14 protein-coding genes are annotated in these 21,475 nt (G+C 51.2%); 7 read left to right on the top strand and 7 right to left on the bottom strand.

Translation table 11 applies throughout. The features are described from left to right. Position 1: 1 nt before the first annotated feature. Positions 2-1,528: a Re/Si-specific NAD(P)(+) transhydrogenase subunit alpha gene (gene pntA, locus ACX9GU_RS13245; protein WP_121606935.1), complete on the bottom strand. Its 1,527-nt coding sequence runs from the start codon at positions 1,526-1,528 to the stop codon at positions 2-4. A 538-nt stretch (positions 1,529-2,066) separates the two neighbouring features. On the opposite strand from pntA, the gene ydgH reads away from it, so the two are divergent. After that, positions 2,067-3,017: a DUF1471 family protein YdgH gene (ydgH, locus tag ACX9GU_RS13240; RefSeq protein ID WP_473195054.1), complete on the top strand. Its 951-nt coding sequence runs from the start codon at positions 2,067-2,069 to the stop codon at positions 3,015-3,017. A gap of 229 nt (positions 3,018-3,246) precedes the next feature. Beyond that, positions 3,247-4,638 (top strand): amino acid permease, encoded by a 1,392-nt coding sequence (locus ACX9GU_RS13235; RefSeq protein WP_473195053.1) that lies wholly within the window; start codon positions 3,247-3,249, stop codon positions 4,636-4,638. A 31-nt stretch (positions 4,639-4,669) separates the two neighbouring features. Here the strand turns inward: ACX9GU_RS13235 and ACX9GU_RS13230 are convergent, their stop codons facing one another. Next, positions 4,670-5,086 (bottom strand): hypothetical protein, encoded by a 417-nt coding sequence (locus tag ACX9GU_RS13230; protein WP_473195052.1) that lies wholly within the window; start codon positions 5,084-5,086, stop codon positions 4,670-4,672. A 120-nt stretch (positions 5,087-5,206) separates the two neighbouring features. Between ACX9GU_RS13230 and folM the strand changes: the two genes are divergently transcribed. From folM to ACX9GU_RS13205, 5 genes are all read left to right on the top strand, one after another. Next, positions 5,207-5,929, top strand: coding sequence for a dihydromonapterin reductase (folM, locus tag ACX9GU_RS13225; RefSeq protein ID WP_473195051.1), 723 nt, complete (start codon positions 5,207-5,209; stop codon positions 5,927-5,929). 71 nt (positions 5,930-6,000) lie between these two features. Next, a complete protein-coding gene (gene rstA / locus ACX9GU_RS13220) occupies positions 6,001-6,729 on the top strand; it encodes a two-component system response regulator RstA (protein WP_473195050.1) in 729 nt (242 codons plus the stop codon). Continuing rightward, entirely contained in the window at positions 6,726-8,030 is a 1,305-nt protein-coding gene (gene rstB / locus ACX9GU_RS13215) for a two-component system sensor histidine kinase RstB (RefSeq protein ID WP_473195049.1), read from the top strand. Before rstA ends, rstB begins: the two co-directional genes overlap by 4 nt. Positions 8,031-8,075: 45 nt before the next feature. After that, positions 8,076-9,572: a carboxypeptidase M32 gene (locus ACX9GU_RS13210; RefSeq protein ID WP_473195048.1), complete on the top strand. Its 1,497-nt coding sequence runs from the start codon at positions 8,076-8,078 to the stop codon at positions 9,570-9,572. Positions 9,573-9,643: 71 nt separating this feature from the next. Beyond that, on the top strand, positions 9,644-10,444 hold the full coding sequence (locus ACX9GU_RS13205; protein WP_473195047.1) for an MBL fold metallo-hydrolase: 801 nt from the start codon (positions 9,644-9,646) through the stop codon (positions 10,442-10,444). 258 nt (positions 10,445-10,702) lie between these two features. Here the strand turns inward: ACX9GU_RS13205 and ACX9GU_RS13200 are convergent, their stop codons facing one another. The 5 genes from ACX9GU_RS13200 to ACX9GU_RS13180 all read right to left on the bottom strand — a co-directional run bounded on the left by ACX9GU_RS13200 (position 10,703) and on the right by ACX9GU_RS13180 (position 20,206). Then, positions 10,703-12,799: a peptidase domain-containing ABC transporter gene (locus tag ACX9GU_RS13200; protein ID WP_473195046.1), complete on the bottom strand. Its 2,097-nt coding sequence runs from the start codon at positions 12,797-12,799 to the stop codon at positions 10,703-10,705. Continuing rightward, a complete protein-coding gene (locus tag ACX9GU_RS13195) occupies positions 12,792-14,066 on the bottom strand; it encodes an HlyD family secretion protein (RefSeq protein ID WP_473195045.1) in 1,275 nt (424 codons plus the stop codon). Before ACX9GU_RS13195 ends, ACX9GU_RS13200 begins: the two co-directional genes overlap by 8 nt. A gap of 133 nt (positions 14,067-14,199) precedes the next feature. Beyond that, positions 14,200-14,631: a toxin-activating lysine-acyltransferase gene (locus tag ACX9GU_RS13190; RefSeq protein ID WP_473195044.1), complete on the bottom strand. Its 432-nt coding sequence runs from the start codon at positions 14,629-14,631 to the stop codon at positions 14,200-14,202. 36 nt (positions 14,632-14,667) lie between these two features. Then, on the bottom strand, positions 14,668-16,197 hold the full coding sequence (locus ACX9GU_RS13185; RefSeq protein WP_473195043.1) for an MchC protein: 1,530 nt from the start codon (positions 16,195-16,197) through the stop codon (positions 14,668-14,670). Between the two features lie 16 nt (positions 16,198-16,213). Continuing rightward, the gene (locus ACX9GU_RS13180) at positions 16,214-20,206 is read right to left on the bottom strand and encodes an amino acid adenylation domain-containing protein (RefSeq protein WP_473195042.1); all 3,993 of its coding nucleotides are present in this window, start codon (positions 20,204-20,206) and stop codon (positions 16,214-16,216) included. Positions 20,207-21,475: the final 1,269 nt, after the last annotated feature.

Here is a 21,475-nt window from a genome sequence, read left to right as displayed (position 1 = left end):
CTTAGTTTTTGCGGAACATCTTCAGCATGCGCTGAGTGACGGTGAATCCACCAAAAATGTTGATGCTGGCGATCAGTACCGCGACAAAGGAGAGGAAACTCACCCAGCCGCCATGACCAATCTGCAACAACGCACCGACCACGATAATCCCTGAGATCGCGTTAGTGACCGACATCAACGGGGTATGCAATGCATGGCTGACGTTCCAGACCACGTAGTAACCCACCACGCAGGCCAGCGCAAACACGGTAAAGTGAGACAGGAACTCTTTCGGCGCCGAATTGGCAAACCAGCCAAACAGGATGATCGCCAGTGCGATCAGGCCGTATTTCACCATTGGTGAGGTTGGTTTCTTTTCAACTTTCTCGATTGGTGCGGCGGCAGCCTGCTTCGGCTGGGCGGATACCTGGATCGGTGGTGCTGGCCAGGTAACTTCGCCATCGCGAACTACGGTCACGCCGCGGATGACGGTGTCTTCAAAATCGATATCGATTTCGCCGTTTTTCTCTTTCGACAACAGCTTCAGCAGGTTCACCAGGTTGGTGCCGTATAGCTGTGAGGACTGCGTCGGCAAGCGGCTTGGCAGATCGGTATAACCGATAATCTTCACGCCGTTTTCGGTAACGGTCACCTGATCGGCCACGGTCAGCTCACAGTTGCCACCGGTTTGCGCGGCCAGATCGACAATCACGCTGCCCGGCTTCATGGAAGCCACCATCTCTTTGGTAATAAGCTTTGGTGCCGGGCGGCCAGGGATCAGCGCCGTGGTCACGATAATGTCCACTTCCTCTGCCTGAGCGGCAAACAACGCCATTTCCGCTTTGATAAAGGCTTCAGACATCACTTTGGCATAGCCATCGCCGCTGCCTGCTTCTTCCTCAAAGTCCAGCTCGAGGAATTCTGCGCCCATACTCTGCACTTGCTCTTTCACTTCCGGGCGGGTGTCGAAGGCGCGAACGATCGCCCCCAGGCTACCAGCCGCACCGATAGCGGCCAAGCCAGCAACCCCAGCACCAATGATCATCACTTTGGCCGGGGGAACTTTACCGGCGGCGGTGATCTGGCCGGTGAAGAAACGCCCGAATTCGTGCGCCGCCTCAACGATAGCGCGATAACCGGCGATATTGGCCATTGAGCTCAGCGCATCCAGGGACTGCGCACGTGAAATACGTGGCACGGAATCCATGGCCATAGCGGTCACGTTGCGGGCCGCCAGCTTCGCCATCAATTCTGGGTTTTGTGCAGGCCAGATAAAGCTGACTAACGTACTGCCTTCACGCATTAACGCAATTTCTTCCTCAAGAGGTGCGTTAACCTTCAGGATCAGATCCGATTGCCACACATCGGCTGTATCGGTAATTGTCGCCCCTGCGGCTTGATAAGCTGCATCTTCAAAGCTTGCCAGTTTTCCCGCCGCGCTTTCGATCGCGACGGTAAAGCCCAGTTTCAGCAGTTGTTCTACCGTTTTCGGCGTTGCTGCAACTCGGGCTTCATTGGCCAACCGTTCTCTTGGTACACCAATACGCATAATGTTCCCTTCTCACCTGTTCTGATGATGTTTATTATCGTGTTACCCATAGCGATAGCACCGGCTGGCAAGTTTTTTATCAGCCTTGCCTGTCAGCAAATTAAGGTGCCACCTATAACCTACTGAAAATGTGATCGATGATCCATAATTGCTTACGTTTACCCGTCAGTTTTTACATAAAAATGCAGCTAAGGCTATGACAAATCTCAAATCTGGATGCAAAAACTGCCCGGAAGGCCCTTTTCAACGCACTATTGTGCAGAACCAGCCCTAAGCCATTTCCTGTCAGCCGCGGACGGCGAGCATAAAAGTTATAAAATTGTGAATAATTAACATTAATGAGATTAAACGCTTTATTATTGAAACTTATAACCTGTTGGCTCAATGTGGCTCATCTAGTGTGGCTCGGCTTTGTCGCATCGCATCACATAAAATGCTGAGACACCTGCCAAGGTTACATGGCATAATCTGCGGCTGAATTACACCTAAACTGTTCAGCACGTTATAAACGTTACTGCGCTTGGCGAAAGGATTTTTTATGAAGCTGAAGACCACGATCATCGCATCAGCCTTGTTATCACTTACTGCGCTGTCTGTGCATGCCGCGCAAGAGTTAACTCCTGAGAAAGCAGCGGCCATCAAGCCGTTTGATCGCATCACCATTACCGGCCGTTTTATTGCCATCAACGAAGCTGCCGATGCCGTATCCCGCCGTGCAGATAAAATGGGGGCCGACGCCTTCTATATCCAGGACATCAACAACAGCAACAATGGCGGCAACTGGCGCGTTACCGCAGACGTCTATCATAAAGATGCCCCAGAAGTCAGCAAAGAGACCAAATACCGCGTGATTAACGGCGTGAAAGAGCTGCCGAAAGACGAAGCCTTCCTGCTTGAACCTTACGATACCGTGACCGTCAGCGGCTTCTACCGCAGCCAGCCAGACATCAACGACGCCATCTCCAAAGCCGCACAGAAGAAAGGCGCTGCCTCGTTCTTTATCGTGCGTCAGGTGGATGCCAACCAGGGCGGCAACCAGTTCATCACCGCTTACGTCTATAAAGCCGATGCGCCGAAACGTGTGGTGCAGAGCCCGGATGCCGTGCCTGCCGATTCTGAAGCCGGTAAAGCCATGTTGGCAGCCGGTGGTGCAGAAGCCGCCAAGGTCGAGATCCCTGGCGTTGCCTCTTCCGGCTCACCAGCCCGCGACGTTGGCCGCTTCTTCGAAACTCAAACCTCTACCGGCCAGCGTTACACTGTAACTCTGCCGAACGGCACCAAGATCCAGGAAGTGAACAACGTCACCGCCGCGCAGATGGTGCCGTTTGATTCCGTGACCTTTACCGGCCACTTCAACAGCATGACCGACGTCTCTACCGAAGTGGCGAAACGTGCCGCAGAGAAAGGCGCCAAGTACTACCATGTGACCCGCCAGTGGCAGAACAAGAGCGGCGGCAACCTGACCGTCAGCGCCGATCTGTTCAAATAATCCCCGCTGTCACCTTGATCGAAGGGCTGCCACCGTGCAGCCTTTTTTTATGCCGCTGCTGAATAAGTTTTTATCCATTGCGCATAACCAATCATTGCATCCGCAAGCATCTCCCCTTAGAATTTGCGCCAATTTTTAGCTTCATTACCTGCCCTTGCGGTAATTGCCATGACGTTATGGCTGGCCTGCACGGAACGCATAGTTGTTTATTCTGTCTCGGGATCCATCATTGGAAAGAAAACTTGGTCTTACCGCGTTAACCGCCTTGGTGCTCAGCTCAATGCTGGGCGCAGGCGTCTTTAGCCTGCCGCAGAATATGGCCGAGGTTGCCAGCCCGGCGGCCTTGCTGATTGGTTGGGCCATCACCGGCGTCGGCATTCTGTTCCTGGCGTTTGCCATGTTGTTACTGACCCGCCTGCGCCCCGACCTGGATGGTGGCATCTTCACCTACGCCAAAGAAGGCTTTGGCGAACTGGTGGGTTTCTGCTCTGCGTGGGGTTACTGGCTGTGTGCGGTGATCGCCAACGTTTCTTATCTGGTGATCGTGTTTGCTGCACTAAGCCTGTTTACAGACCGCAGCGGCACGGTGATCCTGGGCGATGGCAACACCTGGCAGGCGTTGATCGCCGAATCCTTGTTGCTGTGGATCGTCCACGCCTTGGTATTGCGCGGCGTGCAAACGGCGGCCAGCATCAATCTGGTGGCCACCCTCGCCAAGTTGCTGCCGCTCGGCCTGTTTGCCGTGCTGGCCGCTATCGCGTTCCGCATGGATACCTTCACGCTGGATTTCCACGGCGTTGCTCTTGGTACGCCAGTTTGGCAGCAGGTTAAAGACACCATGCTGATCACCCTGTGGGTGTTTATCGGTGTTGAAGGTGCTGTGGTAGTTTCCGCCCGTGCCCGGCAGAAAAAGGACGTTGGCCGCGCCACCATGCTGGCCGTGATTTCCGCTTTGGCGGTGTATCTGGTGATCACCCTGCTGTCGCTCGGCGTGGTGCCACGCAGTGAGCTGGCTGAAATGCGTAACCCGTCAATGGCGGTGCTGATGGTTGACCTGATCGGCCCTTGGGGTGATGTGATCATCGCCACTGGCCTGATCGTTTCGGTTTGCGGGGCCTACCTGAGCTGGACCATCATGGCGGCCGAAGTGCCTCTGCTGGCCGCTCAACACGGCGCATTCCCCAAAATTTTCCGCAAGCAAAACCAGAACCACGCCCCATCCGCCTCTTTGTGGTTGACCAATGGTGCGGTGCAAATTGCGCTGGTGATTATCTGGCTGACCGGCAGCAACTACAACTCGCTGCTGACCATTGCTTCCGAGATGATCCTGGTGCCGTATTTCCTGGTGGGAGCATTCCTGTTCAAGGTGGCCCGTCAGCGGCAAGACAAGCGGCTGATTTTCGCAGCCAGCGGTGCCTGCCTGTATGGGCTGTGGCTACTCTATGCTTCAGGTCTGATGCATCTGTTGATGTCGGTGCTGCTGTATGCACCTGGCTTGCTGGTGTTTATGTATGCCCGCAGTGGACATCAGAATGTGAAATTGCTCAACCGGCTAGAGAAAAGCACCGTTATGCTGCTGTTGGCCGCAACCCTCCCGGCCGGATGGTTTATGTTGCATTGATCGACTCAATTAACCGGGTGGCCTCACCCGGTTAATTGCCAGGCACCGGTTGGGCGTTAATGGTGATCCTCTCACCCACCTGCGTCACTACCACCGATTCACCGCACTCTTTCTCAATGGCGACCAACTGCTCCGCCGCCAGCGCATACGGCAGTTGAATATCAAACACCACCAACTGCTGCTGCCGGGCCAGATCGATCAGGCGAATAATGTTGACCTCATCGCTGACCTGCGTCGAAACCACCTGTAACGCCAACTCTTTCAACTGATCCTGACGTGAGCGTGAGTCTGCCACGCGCGATTTCACTACCATGCCAAAAATGGGCATCACGCCATAGATTGCATCGATAAAGCGCCACTGCTTCTTGCAGGAGGCGGATAAAAAATGGGTGTAGTCAAAACAGACTCTCTCACTGCGCGCGACGAATGCAAGATGATCGTTGTTCATCTTCGTTACCCTTCTGGTGGCCAGTGCTGAAATGTCATCGATGGCAAGCGTTATCCGCTTTCTGACGTATAATGGCATAATTACCTTAATGTTTGCCAGTTTGCTCAGGAGCTTTACTCGATGGTCTCTCACAATTCGGCCCCTGTGTTGATCACCGGCGGTGCCCGCAGAATTGGGCTGGCTCTGGCCAAGTCGTTCTTACAACGGGGCGTTCCGGTCATTATTGCCTATCGCAGTGAATACCCGGCGTTAGCCGAACTCCAAGACCTTGGTGCGATCTGCCTGCAGGGCGACTTCTCTGCCCACGAAGGGATCTATCGTTTTGCCGATCAGGTGAAACAGGTCGCCCCAAAGCTGCGTGCCGTGATCCATAACGCCAGTGCCTGGTTGGCAGAATCGGCCGATACTCCGCCGGAACAGGTGATGGCTTCGATGCTCCAGATCCACGTTTACACGCCCTACCTGCTAAACCAACTGCTGGAACCCTGCCTGCTTGGCCAAGGGCAAGCCGGTGCCGATATCATCCACCTGACGGATTATGTGGTGGAGAAAGGCAGCGACAAGCACATTGCCTATGCCGCCAGCAAGGCCGCGCTGGATAATATGACCCGTTCCTTTGCCCGCAAGCTGGCCCCCGAAGTCAAAGTGAATGCTATCGCCCCGGCGCTGATCATGTTCAACACCGGTGATGATGAAGCCTATCGTCAGCAGGCATTGAGAAAATCCCTGATGCAGATTGCCCCAGGGGAAAGCGAAGTGGTCAATCTGGTGGATTATCTGATGAGCAGCCGCTACGTCACCGGGCGTACTCACAGCGTGGATGGCGGGCGACCGCTGCGCTGAATAATCGGCATGGCGCAACACCGAGCAGCGCGCTATGCTGGATGCCGTTTTTCCTATAAAACCACCCTATTATGACTAAAATTGTTTTTGTAGAAGACGATCCTGAGGTTGGCAAACTGATTGCCGCCTATCTGGGCAAACATGACATCGACGTCATCATCGAACCCCGCGGCGATACGGCACAGGCCTGTATTGAGCGGGAACAGCCAGACCTGGTGCTGTTGGATATCATGCTACCCGGCAAGGACGGCATGACGCTGTGCCGCGATCTGCGCCCGGTTTATCCAGGCCCGATCGTGTTGCTCACCTCGCTGGATAGCGATATGAATCACATCCTGTCATTGGAAATGGGTGCGCATGACTACATCCTGAAAACCACGCCACCTGCGGTGCTGCTGGCTCGCCTGCGTTTGCACCTGCGTCAACACAGTGGCAACCAGCCCAAAGAAGAGCAAACGCAGAACATCACCCAACATAATGCCGTGCATTTTGGTTTGCTGTGCATCGATCCGGTCAACCGCCAGGTGACACTCGGGGAAGAGATCGTCACCCTTTCCACCTCGGATTTCGATCTGCTGTGGGAGCTGGCGACCCATGCCGGGCAGATCATGGCCCGTGAAGCGTTGCTGCAAAACCTGCGCGGCGTCAGCTACGACGGTATGGATCGCAGCATCGATGTGGCCATCTCACGCCTGCGCCGCAAGCTGTATGACAATGCCCTGGAGCCGTTTCGCATCAAGACCGTGCGCAACAAAGGCTATCTGTTTGCCCCCAACGCCTGGGCATCGGTGCAACAATGAGAAAACTGTTCGTGCAGTTCTTTTTACTGCTGTTCGTCTGCTTTCTAGTAATGGCGATGCTGGTTGGCCTGGTTTACAAGGTCACCGCCGAACGTGCCGGGCGCCAATCGATGGACGACCTGATGAAGAGTTCGCTGTATCTGATGCGCAGCGAGCTGCGGGAGATCCCGCTAAAGGACTGGAACAAAACCATCGCCACCCTGGATTTAAACCTGTCGTTCAAACTGCATATCGAGCCGCTCGGTAAGCAGAACCTGAATGAAGATCTCACCAAGCGTCTGCACATGGGAGAGATTATTGCGCTGGACGATCGCTACACCTTTATGCAGCGCATTCCCCGTAGCCACTACGTGCTGGTCGTTGGCCCCATCCCTTATCTGTTTTATCTGCACCAGATGCGCATCCTGGATTTGGTGCTGCTGATTTTTATCGGCTTGTCGCTGGCCCTACCGGTGTTCCTGTGGATGCGCCCGCATTGGCAAGACTTGCTGAAACTGGAAAATGCCGCCCAACGTCTGGGAGCCGGGCATCTCGATGAACGTACACACTTTGTGCCCACCTCGAGCCTTTACCGGCTTGGCGTTGCCTTTAATCAGATGGCCGATAACGTCAACACGCTGATCGTCAGTAAAAAACAGCTGATTGACGGTATTGCCCATGAGCTACGGACTCCGCTGGTACGCCTGCGCTACCGGTTGGCCATGAGCGATAACCTCACCGACGGCGAGCAGCAGGCGTTGAATCGGGATATCGGCCAGCTAGAATCCCTGATCGACGAGCTATTGACCTATGCGCGTCTGGATCGGCCTCAGGTAGCCTTGAATATTGAGCCTATCGATTTACCCGGCTGGCTACAGGATAAGGTGGCCGATATCCAGTTGATCCACCCAGAGCGCGACATTGAGCTGAACATCCCGCATGTCGGTGACTTTGGCGGTGTCGATCTGCGGCTGATGGAACGCGTGTTAGACAACCTGGTCAACAATGGCCTGCGCTATAGCGAACGGCGTTTACGCGTCGGCCTGTGGTTTGACGGTGACGCCGCATGCTTGCAGGTGGAAGACGATGGCCCTGGCATTCCGCCAGAAGAGCGCGAACGGATATTCGAGCCCTTCGTCCGCCTCGATCCCAGCCGCGATCGCGCTACCGGCGGCTGCGGACTTGGATTGGCGATCGTGCATTCCATCGCCGTGGCCTATCAAGGCCAGGTCTTTGTGGAGGCCAGCTCTTTGGGCGGCGCCAGTTTCCGCTTCTGCTGGCCGATTAAACCCCCTTTAGATACCAAAACAGAGCCGGCATAACGATCCGGCCCCGTTGGCTCAACGGATCCACTATGGAGTTGAAAAATGACATCTGCATCATCCTCTACGGCCTACGGCCAACTTCGCGCCCTATTCACCCGCCTTTCGCGTTTTGACCACCTCTCGGCCATCAGCGGCTGGGATATGCAAACCATGATGCCGCCGGGTGGTAATAAGGCGCGCTCCGAAGCCCTAGCGGAATTGAGCGTGTTGAAGCATCAAATCCTGACGGCACAGAAAACGGGTGAACTGCTCGACCGCGCGCAACAAGAAGCGCTAGATGAATTTGACCGGGCCAACCTGCTCGAGATGCGCCGCCAGTATGACAATGCCGTGCTGGTGCCAGAAGCGCTAGTCGAAGCCAAATCCCTTGCCGGTGCGCGCTGCGAACATGCCTGGCGAGCACAACGCCCGGCCAACGACTGGGAAGGTTTTAGCGATAACCTACGCCAAGTGGTCAAGCTGAGCCGTGAAGAAGCACAGATCCGCGCACAGGCAGCGGGCGTCAGCCGTTATGATGCGTTGCTCAATCTGTATGAGCCTGGCATGCGCAGCAGCGATCTGGACCGTATCTTTGGCGATCTGAAAACCTGGCTGCCCGATCTATTGCAAAAGGTGGTCGCCAAACAGCAGCAAGAACCTTGCCTGATCCCGCAAGGTCCGTTCGATGTCGACACCCAGCGTAAGCTGAGCCTGAGCGTGATGAAGCTGCTCGGTTTTGACTTCGACGGCGGCCGCGTTGACGTTAGTGCTCATCCGTTCTGCGGCGGCGTGCCGGAAGATGTGCGTATCACTACACGCTACAACGAGAAAGAGTTCCTTACCGCGCTGCTTGGCATCGTGCATGAAACCGGCCACGCCCGTTACGAACAAAACCTGCCGCGTGAGTGGCTAGGCCAGCCCGTGGCGCAAGCTCGGTCGACGGCTATACACGAATCACAAAGCCTGTTCTTTGAAATGCAGCTGGCTCGCGGGAGTGACTTCCTGAAAGTTCTGCGGCCGCTGATCGTCAATCAGTTTGGTGAACAACCAGCCCTGGAAGAGAGCAACTTTATTCGCCTTAATCAGCGGGTGAAGCCTGGCCTGATCCGCGTCGATGCCGACGAGGTCAGCTACCCTGCCCATGTGATATTACGCTATGAAATCGAGCGTGCGTTGATTGAGGGCGAGATCGAGGTAGAAGATATTCCGGCGCTGTGGAATGAGAAGATGTACAGCTACCTTGGCCTGGATACCGTGGGCGATTATCGCAACGGCTGCATGCAGGACATCCACTGGACGGACGGTGCCTTTGGTTACTTCCCAACTTACACCTTGGGTGCCATGTATGCGGCCCAACTGTTTGACAGTGCACGTAGCGCAATGCCCAAGCTGAGCGAAGATATTGCTGCCGGTAATTTAACCGAGCTATTCCATTGGTTACAGCAAAATATCTGGCGTCACGCCAGCCGTTACCCTACCGATACGCTGATCACCAACGCCACGGGTAAGACGTTAGACCCAAGCTATTTCCGCCGGCATCTGGAAAGCCGTTACCTGTAATCTCCGCCCCCTCCGTACGTTAAGGTGTTGCTGGTATAACTTAACGTACGGATTTGCAAAATAGAGTCCACATGACCTTAACCATCAATGTGTTACTTGAAAATCGCCTGGCTGCCGGGGCGGATCAAGCGTTAATTGCCAAAGCCGGGTTGAGCCTGTTAGTGCAGGATGAATCGGACAGCGTGCTTTTTGATACCGGGCCGGACGGCAGTTTTTTAAAAAATGCGGCTCAAATGGGGATCAGCCTCGATAACCTGACCGCTACCGTGCTCTCTCATGGCCATTACGATCACAGCGGTGGTGTCCCCTGGTTGCCCGATAACAGCAGAATAATTTGCCACCCCGGCGTGCAAGACGTGCGCTATGCCGCCGTTAATCTTCTGGGCCGCATTAAGAAAATCAAACGGTTATCGCCGGAAGTGGATTACTCGCGCCACGCCATGGAGCTGACCAGAACCCCGGTGCAAATCAGTGAGCGGTTCCTTTGGTCCGGTGAAATCGAGGTGCCTACCCCCAAAGCCTACGGCATTATTGAAAATGCCCAACAATCCCCTGATTACATCGCCGATGAAGGTGTGCTGATTTATAAATCCGATCGAGGCCTGATCATCATCACTGGCTGCGGCCACCGGGGAATAATCAATATTGTGCGGCACTGCCAGAAGATCACCGGTATCGATAAGATCCACGCGCTGATTGGCGGCTTTCACCTGAGATATGCCTCGCCGCTGCACTTATTGCAGGTACAGCGTTTTCTCAAACAAATCAAACCCGAGAAAGTGATGGGCTGCCATTGCACCGGCCCTTGGGGCCAGTTGTGGTTGCCTAATACGATGAGCCCGGCTACGGGGGATAGGATTACGTTGTTGTAAATCTTCCGGGGCATTGCGCCCCGACACGCCTGCCGTAATAGCGTCCCGCCTTATTCTTACCTGTTAGGCTTAATGATGCCACATAGTGCACACCCTATCCTCGAGCGCAGGTGTTGCAGGCTCGTGGTTTTTACGACTACTTATGTATGTTGTAACTAATGATACCAAACATAATTACGCTATACAGCATTGACGGAAAGGACGGCCGTCATGCGATAGAATTTTAGCGCAATTTCAATTGGCTCAATCCACATTTTCTTATAGATAAATCATTCGGTCCACGGTTCGTAACGTTGTTTCCCTATGTGCGATTATCACTCTGGTGATATTCAACCTCTTTATTGCCACATTTACGAAACGTTCGCTTTCGCTATCGAGAGAACTCGTTGCTTCATCCATGAATAAAATCCCCGGTTTCCGGTATAGTGCACGCGCAATGAATATACGTTGTTTCTGCCCGCCGGAAAGCCCCTCACCGAGCTCACCTATCAACGTTTCGTAACCCATGGGCATTTTCATTATCACATCGTGGATATAGCTAGCCTTGGTGCACTCCACCATCCAAGCTTCGTCCATCTCTTCGGCAAATCCGCATATATTTTCCCGTATTGAACCAGAGAACAATCTATCGTCCTGCATCACGCAAGCGATTATCTTGTGGTAATTGTTTATACCTAATTGGCCAATATCGGTGCCATCAACCATGACCCGACCTGAACTGGGCTCAAACAACCCGCACAATACTTTCATCAGTGTCGTTTTCCCAGCTCCAGAAGCGCCGACGATGGCCACGCTTTCCCCAGGAGCAATGGCGATGGTCAGATCGCTGAATACTGGCGCAGATTGGCTGTCGTAGCAATAATTGAGATCATGCGTTTCCAGAGCCACCGGACGCATGGCCGCGACAATGTGGCGATCAGGTTTTTGGTGTTCACGTTCGTGTAGTGCGATGTCAGCAATACGCTCATTGTGCAGGCTCATCATTCTTAACTGCAGTAGAAAATTCGTCAGTGAGGCGACCCGATCGGAGAATTGTGCTCGAAATGCCCCAAACGCCACGAACATGCCCAAAGTCATTTGATTGTCGATCACTAGGCTGGTACCCAACCATAAAACTACCACCTGATCGCAAGCCGTAACAAAGGTATTGATACCTCCAAATAACAGCTCCATTTTGGTTAACTTGATACTCGAATTGATGGCGTCAATTTTCAGGTTAAGCCAGTGCATACTCCGCCGCTCGTCCATGCCCTGCATTTTGATCGTAGCTATTCCGTACAGCGTCTCCATAAAATATGAGCTGGCTCTGGCCCCCCGGATCAACGTTTCCTCCGATAACTGCCGGTAATATCCGTAGGTGAGCAGGCGGATGATTACATACACTGCAGTGAACACCAGTACGATGCCGCTCAAATATCCCCCATATAGCACCATCATCACCAGTACACCGACAACCATGATGCTGTCCATGATCGCTCCGACGACACTTGTGGTAAAAGTCGCGCGTAGCGTATCTAAGGAACTGAAACGAGACTGGATATCTCCCAGTTTGCGCCGCTCAAAATAACCGAGCGGCAGTTTCAGCAGGTGGTTAAATAGACCTGATTGCCATTGCACATTGATGAGCGTTCCCATCACCAGCGATGACCAAGCGCGAATCATGCCTACATTCGCACGCAGCAGGATAAAAAACATCAATCCAACGCAAATGAGAATTAATAGTCCGAGATCACCTGCCGGGATCGCATGATCCATCACCAGTTGAGTCCCTATTGGCATCACCAGACTGATGGTTTCGATAACGATCGACATGCAAAAAATTTTGGTTAGCGCGCGTTTTATCCCATAGATGCTGCCAATCAACGTTCTCAGGCTCACGCGATTTTTCATCGTTGTTGCGGTAAATTCGCTTCCTGGCCAAAGTTCAAGTACTACCCCGGTAAAAAATTGAGATATTTCCGAAACACCAACCACTCTGCGGCCACAAGCGGGATCATGTAGTACAAAACGGTTACGTTTCACTTTGACCAACACGACAAAGTGATTGAAGTCCCAATGGAGAATACAAGGGGTTTTCAGAACACTAATTTGCGCTAAATCCAGCGATAGTGCGCGTGAAACCATTCCCAACTGCGTGGCGATCTGTTTGATACCAGCTAATGTGGTACCCCGAGAAGACAGGTTGAATTGCTGACGTAGTGATATCAGATCAATATTCTTGCCGAAGTGCCCGCAGACCATCGCCAGACAGGCCAGCCCGCACTCCGAGGATTCGGTCTGGTGAACGAAGGGAACGCGCTGACGCAAGCGCATGTCGAGTTGGTTGACGAGGGATTTAAATCTGTCGTTATTCATTTACCGGTCCTATGGCGCTGTACTTCATATCGTAGAGCGGCGAAAGCATCCATTGATAAATTTTTCTTTTTTCTAGAAATAATGTGCTCTGCGCTTTCATACCATTTTCCAAAGAAAACGATTTTCCATCATAAACGATGGCTTGTTTCTCTGGTTTCACGATCACCTTATAATAAGGAATAGATGCGCCTTGCAGATTTTTAGGTGCCCCTTGGTAAGTCATCATTTCCTGCGGTGAGGCCGGCGTTTTGGATAAGGTCGTCACCACAGCTGAAAATTGACCAAACTTTTCGGCAGGAAAAGCCTCATAGCGCACGTTGACCTTATCACCTACAGCAATATAAGGGATTGCGTCATTTGGTACCCAGATAATCAGATAATAATTTTTTATATTTTTGGGGATAACCTGTAGCAGGCTATCGCCAGCACTCACCATTTGCCCTATGGTGACACTCATAGAGTCAATCCTTCCGTCAGACAGTGCACGGACAATAATTTCCCCACTTACATCCGTATTCACCAACTCTTTTTGTAACTCGTACCTTTGCAACTCCATTTGATAAATACGGTTATCGAACTCGGCTGCCTGAGTTTGAATTTGACTTTCCAGACTGGTTATCTGCAAGGCATTTTGTTCATTTTGTCCGCTCAGGTTAAGTAAATTATTTTGCTGTTGGTAATACAATGCTACCTGATTGGTCAACTGATCTTTATTGATAAGTCCTTTTGACTGATAGCTACGATATTTATCCATATTTTCTTTCATTATTTTCACTCCTTCCTCTGCACGTTTTATTATATCCGATGAGCGTTTGAAGGCATCGCTGAAGTGCGAGCGTTGTTTCTCTAAGGTGTTCAATGTGGTTTTTTTGTTATCTACCAGTCGCGAGATGATGTTATCCACGCGAACCAATTGATTTTCAATACCCCTACGTTGATTCTCACTGACGACCCCGCTAAGCGTGCTTTTACTGACGTCGAGTTGATAAATTGGGTCGCCTTTTTTAATTATTTGTCCTTCGAGGACAAACTGTTTAACCACAACCCCCTGCACCCCAGAATAAATATTAACCACCCGTGGCCAAGTGGAAATCTCCCCACTGACGTTCACGCGGCGGGTATAACTGCCTACAATGACGAATGCAAAAAAAGTCACGATAAAAAAAGTGCAACTCAGTATATTTAGCCACAGAGGAATGCCCGGGAGTAAAACTGCACGCCCTCGCCACTTCTTTTTCCTATTTTCTACAGCATCCTTACGAAACAAAATTAACTCCCTTCATCTGCTACTCTTCCACCACTCCGCACAACCCACTGTCTAACTCTTTAGCCACCGATAATTGTTCAGATCTGTGCTATTACCACTTTTGGCGGATATGCCCAAAGCACCGAGTATCGGGCTATAGGGTCATGATTTTTTTCCTGCGATTCAACCAGCGTACCCTCCCTTGTCCCCACGGTCTGACTTGGATGAAACGCTCAATAGCCTTACGCCCAAAACCGGGTTTGCAGCAGAAATCAAGGATCCAGATATTGTCACCTTCATTCCATTCGGAAGGGTGCAGGTGAAACTTTGTTTCATGAAGCATTCGTGCTTCAGTATCTAACGCCAAATATGCCCAGGTGACATATGCCAGCGGTTGGCCGCGTGTATCGAAGAGGAATTTGATCTGCTTATGCTGGATGGCGAACTCTGTCCAGAGTTGAATACTCAAAACTGGATAGAGACAGTAATTACGGTTTTGAAGCATACAGCTTATGGCAAAACCAATTTGCTCATAGGCAGACCACTCTTCTCGACCATTGGAAGTTTCTCTTATGTATAATGTCATGCATTTTCGTCTCTTTTTGATTCGTGACAGGTTGGTTTAACAGCTCCCGAACACTGCTTTGGCGAACACCAGCATCCTCGCTGCCTTTGCGGATAACGCCTGTCGCAGAAGTTGCTCGTCATCTCTATGATCTTCAAGCAGGTCGGCAATCTCCTTGAGCATCCGCACTTTCCCCAAACATCTTCTGGGTTGCAGTCTTTGCCGCGCTTGCCACTCCATATCTTTAAGAATAGCTGATGCATTGAGCCCTAGCGCATGGCAGGTTTCAACCAACCAATGATTGGCTTCGGTTAAGGCTCGTAGTGTTTCCCTAAAGCGACCGTCACGCTCCAGATCATCACAGTCAGCGACAGATTGACCCTGGCTGCGACGGATCAACGCCACCACCATCCGTTCTAACGGCGACTCGCTTTTCTCGTCGTTGAGCGGGCAGTACAATAGTTCGTGACGGCTGCCGAGCAAAACCATGAAACTATTGACCAATAACTCCAGCGTTTTAGGCATGGCTTGTAGAGATAAAAGATTAATGGGGATCCCTAATAGTGATAGATAACCGCGGCAGCATGCATCCTTAAAGTCTTGCCTGAAGCAATCCTCCAACTGCTGCTGCGCAAACAATGTGAAAGCAGAATCAAACATGTACTTGCCGAGATACAGGCTAAGATCCGACAAACCCTGTTGTAGGATCCTTGGTTCTTTCATCAACTGAGTAAGCTTAAGCCGGTATTCGAAATCATCGCGATGATCACTGGGGAATAAACAGGTGAGCCCGTTGAAGTCCAATAGCCTGCCATCCATTGCGATGTTGGACGGTGACGTGGTCAACATCAGGAATCGCGTACGACAAAACGCCATCTGCCGCGCTTCGCGCCGAGCTAATTCACATAATCCTTCGAGGCAGTGATGTTGTGGATCTTGTGCGGCCTCCTTACTGAAACCTGCCTCTGGTATCGGCAAACAGGCCGGTAACAGGCGAAGTACAGATCTGACACGTTGAGCATCATGTATCAGTTGCGCAGCATATTGGGCCTGTGGTCGGAAATAAGGTGCTCGTTCGAAATGTGCTGGGCGAACTACTGGTTCACGTACCAGTAGCGCGCGACGGGCGCGCCCTCTAGAGCGCTCAAATTCAATATCGATGTACTTATCAGTGAGTAATATGGCCTGTGTGCGAACTGCACCATAAGGTGATGCTTGTGCCAGCACTTCGCCCCATAACGCTTCATAAATTGCCTGGCTGGCGCTGAGAGCACCATTGGAGTGATGCCAGTCCGAACCTTGTCCAACCAAAGGGTTAGCACCGATCCCCTTGACTTGGTAGCGGCCTTCAAAACCACATCGAGCCCCCCCACCATTGCGCTGAATGCCGCTCCCGCCATAGCGTTCCGCCTGGAATACCTTGGTGGTGGCTGAGCTGACGGGATCGATCAGATAACTGCAAGCGCTGCGCAACACTTCACCATCGTCAAGATTCGCAGTGATCCAGATTAAAGAAGACGGGACCTGATGGGCTGTGAACGACACCAGGTTTTCTGTAAGATCCGCAAGTGTAGGGTAATAGCTCATTTGACTATATGCTCCACTAATATTTTCGGTTTGAATCGTGCTGACTTACCGACGAACTTTGCGCGAAACGCGCAAATACTGCATCCAGATGCGCGGCGATTTCACGCAGTGCTTCGGCTCTGGCCATGCCAGGATGGTCGCAATTAATGTTGATGTTATATATCTGCCCTTGTACATAAGGACGCCATGCCTCCAGATCCAACCAATCCTCTTCTCGTGGTGCGGCGGCAGTGAAAAACAGCACATCTCCGCGATAATTATCATGACTAGAACCGCCAACCAGACGACGACTGTTGATGATGACGTCGATAAGCCGATCGAGCGTGTTATCGTCAAGACTAGCCAGAGCATTGCCGTTTTTTCGCAGTAATCCGATCGTTTGTGAACGTTCCAGCACCTCACCTTTCGGCACAATCAACGAAGGCAACTCCCGGTCAAAGGGTAACGCAATACCCGCGATGAAGAGCAAAGCTGCCAAGGCCATACTTTCTTCTTCTCTAGCATTTAACTCTTCAAAAGCGAAGCGCCGCCACAAGTCGCTTGGATAAGCGTCCATCATCGCCAACAACTCAACTTTCTGGTTCTGCTGTTCAAGTCGAACGGCCACACTGTGGGCTATCATGCCGCCAACCGACCAACCGATCAGCCAATAAGGTCCCTCAGGCTGATGGGCGCGTATTCGGTTGGCGTATTCGTTGGCTATATCATCCGCCGATTGAGTGATGTCGCTGCTCGGAGTCAAGCCTTGCGCTTGCAAGCCGACGATTTCGCAAGGTGTCTTCAGAAAACGCGCCAGACCGCTGTAACACCAGGCGATGCCGCCAGCCGGGTGGACACAGAATAGAGTCGGTAACCTAGTTCGAAAAGCATAGGGGACAGGTCTCAGCAACAGAGTCGTATCGAGCATATTCAACTCGTTGCGCTGCCCATCCCTTGCTAGTGAGCGCGCGGTGGGATGAGCAAAAATACTGGCTATAGTTATCTGCCAACCTAGGCTGGCGTTTATTCTTGCCGCAGCATCGACGGCGCTCAATGAGTTGCCTCCAAGCTCGAAGAAGTTCGCTTCGGGAGTCACTGCAGGTAACTGTAAGGCATCAGCAAAAAATTCACAAAGCCGCTGCTCGATCAGACTTGATGGCACACTGCCTTCCTCTTGATGGAAAATTGGCGGTGCCGGCAATGCTTTCCGATCCAGCTTACCGTTACGATTTAGGGGTAGTTCAGCGAGAAACAACCAGCACTGCGGTAGCATATATACGGGAAGGTATTCTCGGCAAAGAGCCAGTAATGCGTTTTCGTCCGGTTCAGAACCATTAGCCACGATATAGGCGATAATACAACCTTCATAAATGTTGGCGCAGGCCTGATGAACTTGCGGATGTTTGCCGAGCACCGCAGCAATTTCCTCCAGCTCGATTCGCTGCCCATGTATTTTTATCTGATGATCCATACGCCCAAGATAATCAATCTCGCCATCCAGACGCCAGCGAGCAAGATCGCCAGTTCGGTAGAGGCGCTTGCCATCAGCCATGGTGACAAAACGTTCAGAGGTCAGGGTGGGTTGGCCAGCATAACCGTCTGCGAGGCAAATGCCCTCAATATGCAATTCACCTTCGATGCCGATCGGCGTAGCGCTACCGTATTTATTCAGCACGTGGATACATGTATTCCAGATTGGGCGGCCAATCGGCACGCTACGCTCTTCTCCACCCAGATCTAGAGCGTGGTAAGTAACATCAATGGCGGCTTCAGTTGGGCCGTAAAGATTATGCAACGGTACTGTTAGTAAACCGCGATAGCGCTTTACCAACTCCGGAGACAAAACTTCACCACTCGCGAATACCCTACGTAGCGGCAATGGCCCTGGGCAACGCTCCACAGAGTCAAGAAAGAGCGCCAGCATCGACGGGACAAAATGCAAAGTGGTGATTTCATGTCGGGTGATACAATCCAGCAGATAAGCCGGATCGGTATGTCCACCCGGTCGCGCCATAACCAATGTTGCACCACTGATCAGGGGCCAGAAAAATTCCCAAACCGATACATCGAAGGTTGCAGGCGTTTTCTGTAACACGCGGTCCATCGGCTGTAAACGATACTCGGCCTGCATCCACTGAAGGCGATTGGCCAACGCCAGATGACCGACCATTACCCCTTTTGGTTCACCACTGGAACCAGAGGTGAACAGAATGTAAGCCAACTTGGTGTCACACTGCTTTGTACATATCGGTAACGCAATCTCCCCTTGATCTTCCGCGAGGCAACTCAGTGATTCAATATCCAGCATAGGATACTCGACTGGCAGCCTATTTCGGTTAGAACGATGGGATATCGTTAAAGAAGCGCCCGCTTGTTCAAGCATCTTTTGTAACCGAAGTGAGGGAAGCTCCAGAGACAACGGTAAAATAACGGCACCGGCGCGAAGGATCGCCAATAGAACCACTTCCAATGTTACGCTGCGTTCCAGAGCGACACCGATTACCTTGCCATGCGCGCCTTGCAGTTGGTGGCTGATAACGTGCGCGAACCGCCGCGAGCGCAATTCCAGTTCGGAGTATGTTAATTTGCAGGATTCGTCGATCACGGCAAACTGCTGTGGTGCGGCTTTAACCTGCTCGTCGAACAAGGCGAGAATATTGTGTCTGGGCAACGTATGAGTGGTGTCGTTCCACTGTGCGATCGACGCCAATTCAGTTGGCATCGCCAGTGGTAGTTCCTGTATTGGTATCGTGGGAGCCTCAACTACTCGCGCGATCCAGTGCAACAGTCGCTGTGCGTGCACTTGCAACTCCGCCTGAGTATATCGCGCAGCGTTGGCGATCAAACGAAGGCGATAAGGTCGCTGATCCCCCCCTAGCTCCAAATGGATATTGAGATCCCGTACCGGACCAGTGGCGATATGTTTGACGGTCGTCTGCAAGTCTGCAAAATCGAGCGTGTCGGAACAGGGCAATATATTCAGTTCAATTCCATAAAGAGGTAACGTATCGCCAACTCTGCCAATGACCCTGCCAATCCATTCGCCACGATAGCGCTGATGTTTTAGTAAATTACGTCTGTTTTTTGCTACCACCTTACAAACATCCAAAAAGCTGGCGTTCTGAGGCAATTCCAGAAGTAGCGGCAGGATATTGCTACGTGTTATCGCAGCCTTCGCGCCAAAAGCATCCAATCGTCCCATGCAAGGCAGTCCGAAAAGCAGTCTCTGAGCGCCAGCAAGGCACGATGAGAAATAGCTGGCAAACACGCCGAGCAACACATCGGACAGTGCTATTCTGCTCTGTTGATAAAAAGTATTCAGGGCCAAAGACAGTTTGGCATCAATGGCAACTTCGGACTCCAGAGTGCCTGCTGCCATATCTTGCGTTGGTGCTCCCAGGAAGGTCGGTGTTGGCATTTGCGCACAGTGGTACGTCCAGTATTGATGATCATCTTCAAATTGCGCGCTCTCCCTATATGCTAAATCGTCCATACACAATGTAGTAAGTTCAGCATAGTGGTTCGGTGCAGCAGTTGTTCCTTGTAACAGTGCATGATAATGCTCACCTGCTCGACGATGCAGTAAAGTGTAAGTGTAAGCATCAAAAGCTATATGGTGTATGCGGGAAAACCATATTGCCTTGTGTTTACCCAGTAGAAACAGGTAATGTTTATGGTGATGCAAGCAATCGGGTCCCGACTCTTGGCGGATTATTTGTTGTATTGAATGCTGCGCAATAGCCTCAGGTTCATCTTGAAGGCTGAGATCGCGAAATATTACGCACACGTTGGAAGTTCGTGGACCGAAAGATGGTCTACCATCCACATCAATGAAGCTATGGTTGAGTACCTCAAATTCCAGCAAGGCCTGTTCGATAGCCTGTCGCAATTTAGTTTGATCAATCTCGCCGCGCAGGTGCAGGGCCTGCCCTGTCGCATAGAGCGTTGAGCAATGACTGGCTTGAGATGCATACCATATTCCCTGTTGTGCATCAGTCAGGGGACTGTTTTCGGCAGAAATAAAATCCATTGTACATATACACCTATCGTTAATTGAGGAGACTATCAACTTCACATAGAACTTTCATACTTTCTCTCTCAGATTGGTCGGGACGGCATAGCTGTTTAGCGAAACATTATCAGCATTTTCATTACATGGAGACACTGCAAAGACATACTGGGGATAGCACTTTCCCCAAGTGCAAAGCAATAGATAAAAGCCTAGCAGAAGCTAAATTCAAGTACGATCTATCGCTACAAGGTGTATCTATCGCCCCTCAAAAGAGCAAGCGAAAGTGTTAAAGAGGAATAATGAACCCTTTGTGGAAGCAGTTATTGCCCTCTCCCTTAATTAGCCATAAATCTGACCTGAACAAGGTAATTCATTTAAAAACATGCTGGAAAACCATTGAGATAGACACAAAGATTCAGTGGTAGTTGCGCTTGCCAGAAGACTATGCAATCAAAAAAGAAAAGCTGCCCCCCCAGTTTTTACATATACTTAATTCATAGCAACTCCTATTGCGCACCCACTATAGTGCGATTCTTATTGAATCTTTATTCTAAAAACTGCCACAGCAACCACAACAAGTCAAACGTTAATGAATCTCATTAAGAATTAAAATATAACGCATTGAAAAAAAAGAAATATACAGTCTCTTTAATTCACCTGTATTACTGTAAAAGTAACCACGCGAAAATATTTGTATAGAGTAATATTGAGCGCATTAACTATATTAAATTGAATGACACGAAATTACATATTGATATGTAAAATTTAATGTGTTTTTTTTTGATATTGAACAAATTAATTACCATATGAAAATAATTCCATCAGATACTAATAATACCGAATGGTATTTATCGAGAGAGTATGAGTGAGCAGCAATATTACAGCGATTCGGTGCTGGTTGATGAAGCAGATAATTTAAACGTATATAATTCCTCCGGAATTAACTATAGCTTTGCAATCAAAGATATAGCCATCCAGAACGGATGGCTATTATTGCTTCTACAGGCTGATCTTTGCTGCAACCGGAAGGTTAACTACCACTAGTGGCACTTGATGTAGCCCCCCCACCGAAGCCGCCACCGGAGCTTCCACCACCACCCCCACCCATGCCCCCAAGGGAGCCACCAACAACTAAAAGGTTAGGATTATAGTTAGGATTGAAGGATCCAAGTCCTTCAGTAACTCCAGGTGCTGTTTGATAGCCATTTTGCACGCCATTGTATATTTCGCCGCCTGCATATGCTCCGGCCAAGCCAGCGTAGGGGTTCCCACCTGATAACCATGTAC

The sequence above is a fragment of the Serratia sp. K1WW1 genome (genome assembly GCF_055790865.1).
The sequence above is the reverse complement of the archived record's forward strand: the minus strand, read 5'-3'. Positions and strand labels throughout refer to the sequence as shown.

What these genes read in the sequence shown, in the direction of transcription:
- rstA (WP_473195050.1), top strand. Translation starts at nt 6,001, where the DNA reads ATGACTAAAATTGTTTTTGTAGAAGACGATCCTGAGGTTGGCAAACTG.
- ACX9GU_RS13190 (WP_473195044.1), bottom strand. Translation starts at nt 14,631, where the DNA reads ATGACATTATACATAAGAGAAACTTCCAATGGTCGAGAAGAGTGGTCT.
- ACX9GU_RS13200 (WP_473195046.1), bottom strand. Translation starts at nt 12,799, where the DNA reads ATGAATAACGACAGATTTAAATCCCTCGTCAACCAACTCGACATGCGC.
- ACX9GU_RS13180 (WP_473195042.1), bottom strand. Translation starts at nt 20,206, where the DNA reads ATGGATTTTATTTCTGCCGAAAACAGTCCCCTGACTGATGCACAACAG.
- folM (WP_473195051.1), top strand. Translation starts at nt 5,207, where the DNA reads ATGGTCTCTCACAATTCGGCCCCTGTGTTGATCACCGGCGGTGCCCGC.
- ydgH (WP_473195054.1), top strand. Translation starts at nt 2,067, where the DNA reads ATGAAGCTGAAGACCACGATCATCGCATCAGCCTTGTTATCACTTACT.
- ACX9GU_RS13230 (WP_473195052.1), bottom strand. Translation starts at nt 5,086, where the DNA reads ATGAACAACGATCATCTTGCATTCGTCGCGCGCAGTGAGAGAGTCTGT.
- ACX9GU_RS13185 (WP_473195043.1), bottom strand. Translation starts at nt 16,197, where the DNA reads ATGAGCTATTACCCTACACTTGCGGATCTTACAGAAAACCTGGTGTCG.
- rstB (WP_473195049.1), top strand. Translation starts at nt 6,726, where the DNA reads ATGAGAAAACTGTTCGTGCAGTTCTTTTTACTGCTGTTCGTCTGCTTT.
- ACX9GU_RS13205 (WP_473195047.1), top strand. Translation starts at nt 9,644, where the DNA reads ATGACCTTAACCATCAATGTGTTACTTGAAAATCGCCTGGCTGCCGGG.
- pntA (WP_121606935.1), bottom strand. Translation starts at nt 1,528, where the DNA reads ATGCGTATTGGTGTACCAAGAGAACGGTTGGCCAATGAAGCCCGAGTT.
- ACX9GU_RS13210 (WP_473195048.1), top strand. Translation starts at nt 8,076, where the DNA reads ATGACATCTGCATCATCCTCTACGGCCTACGGCCAACTTCGCGCCCTA.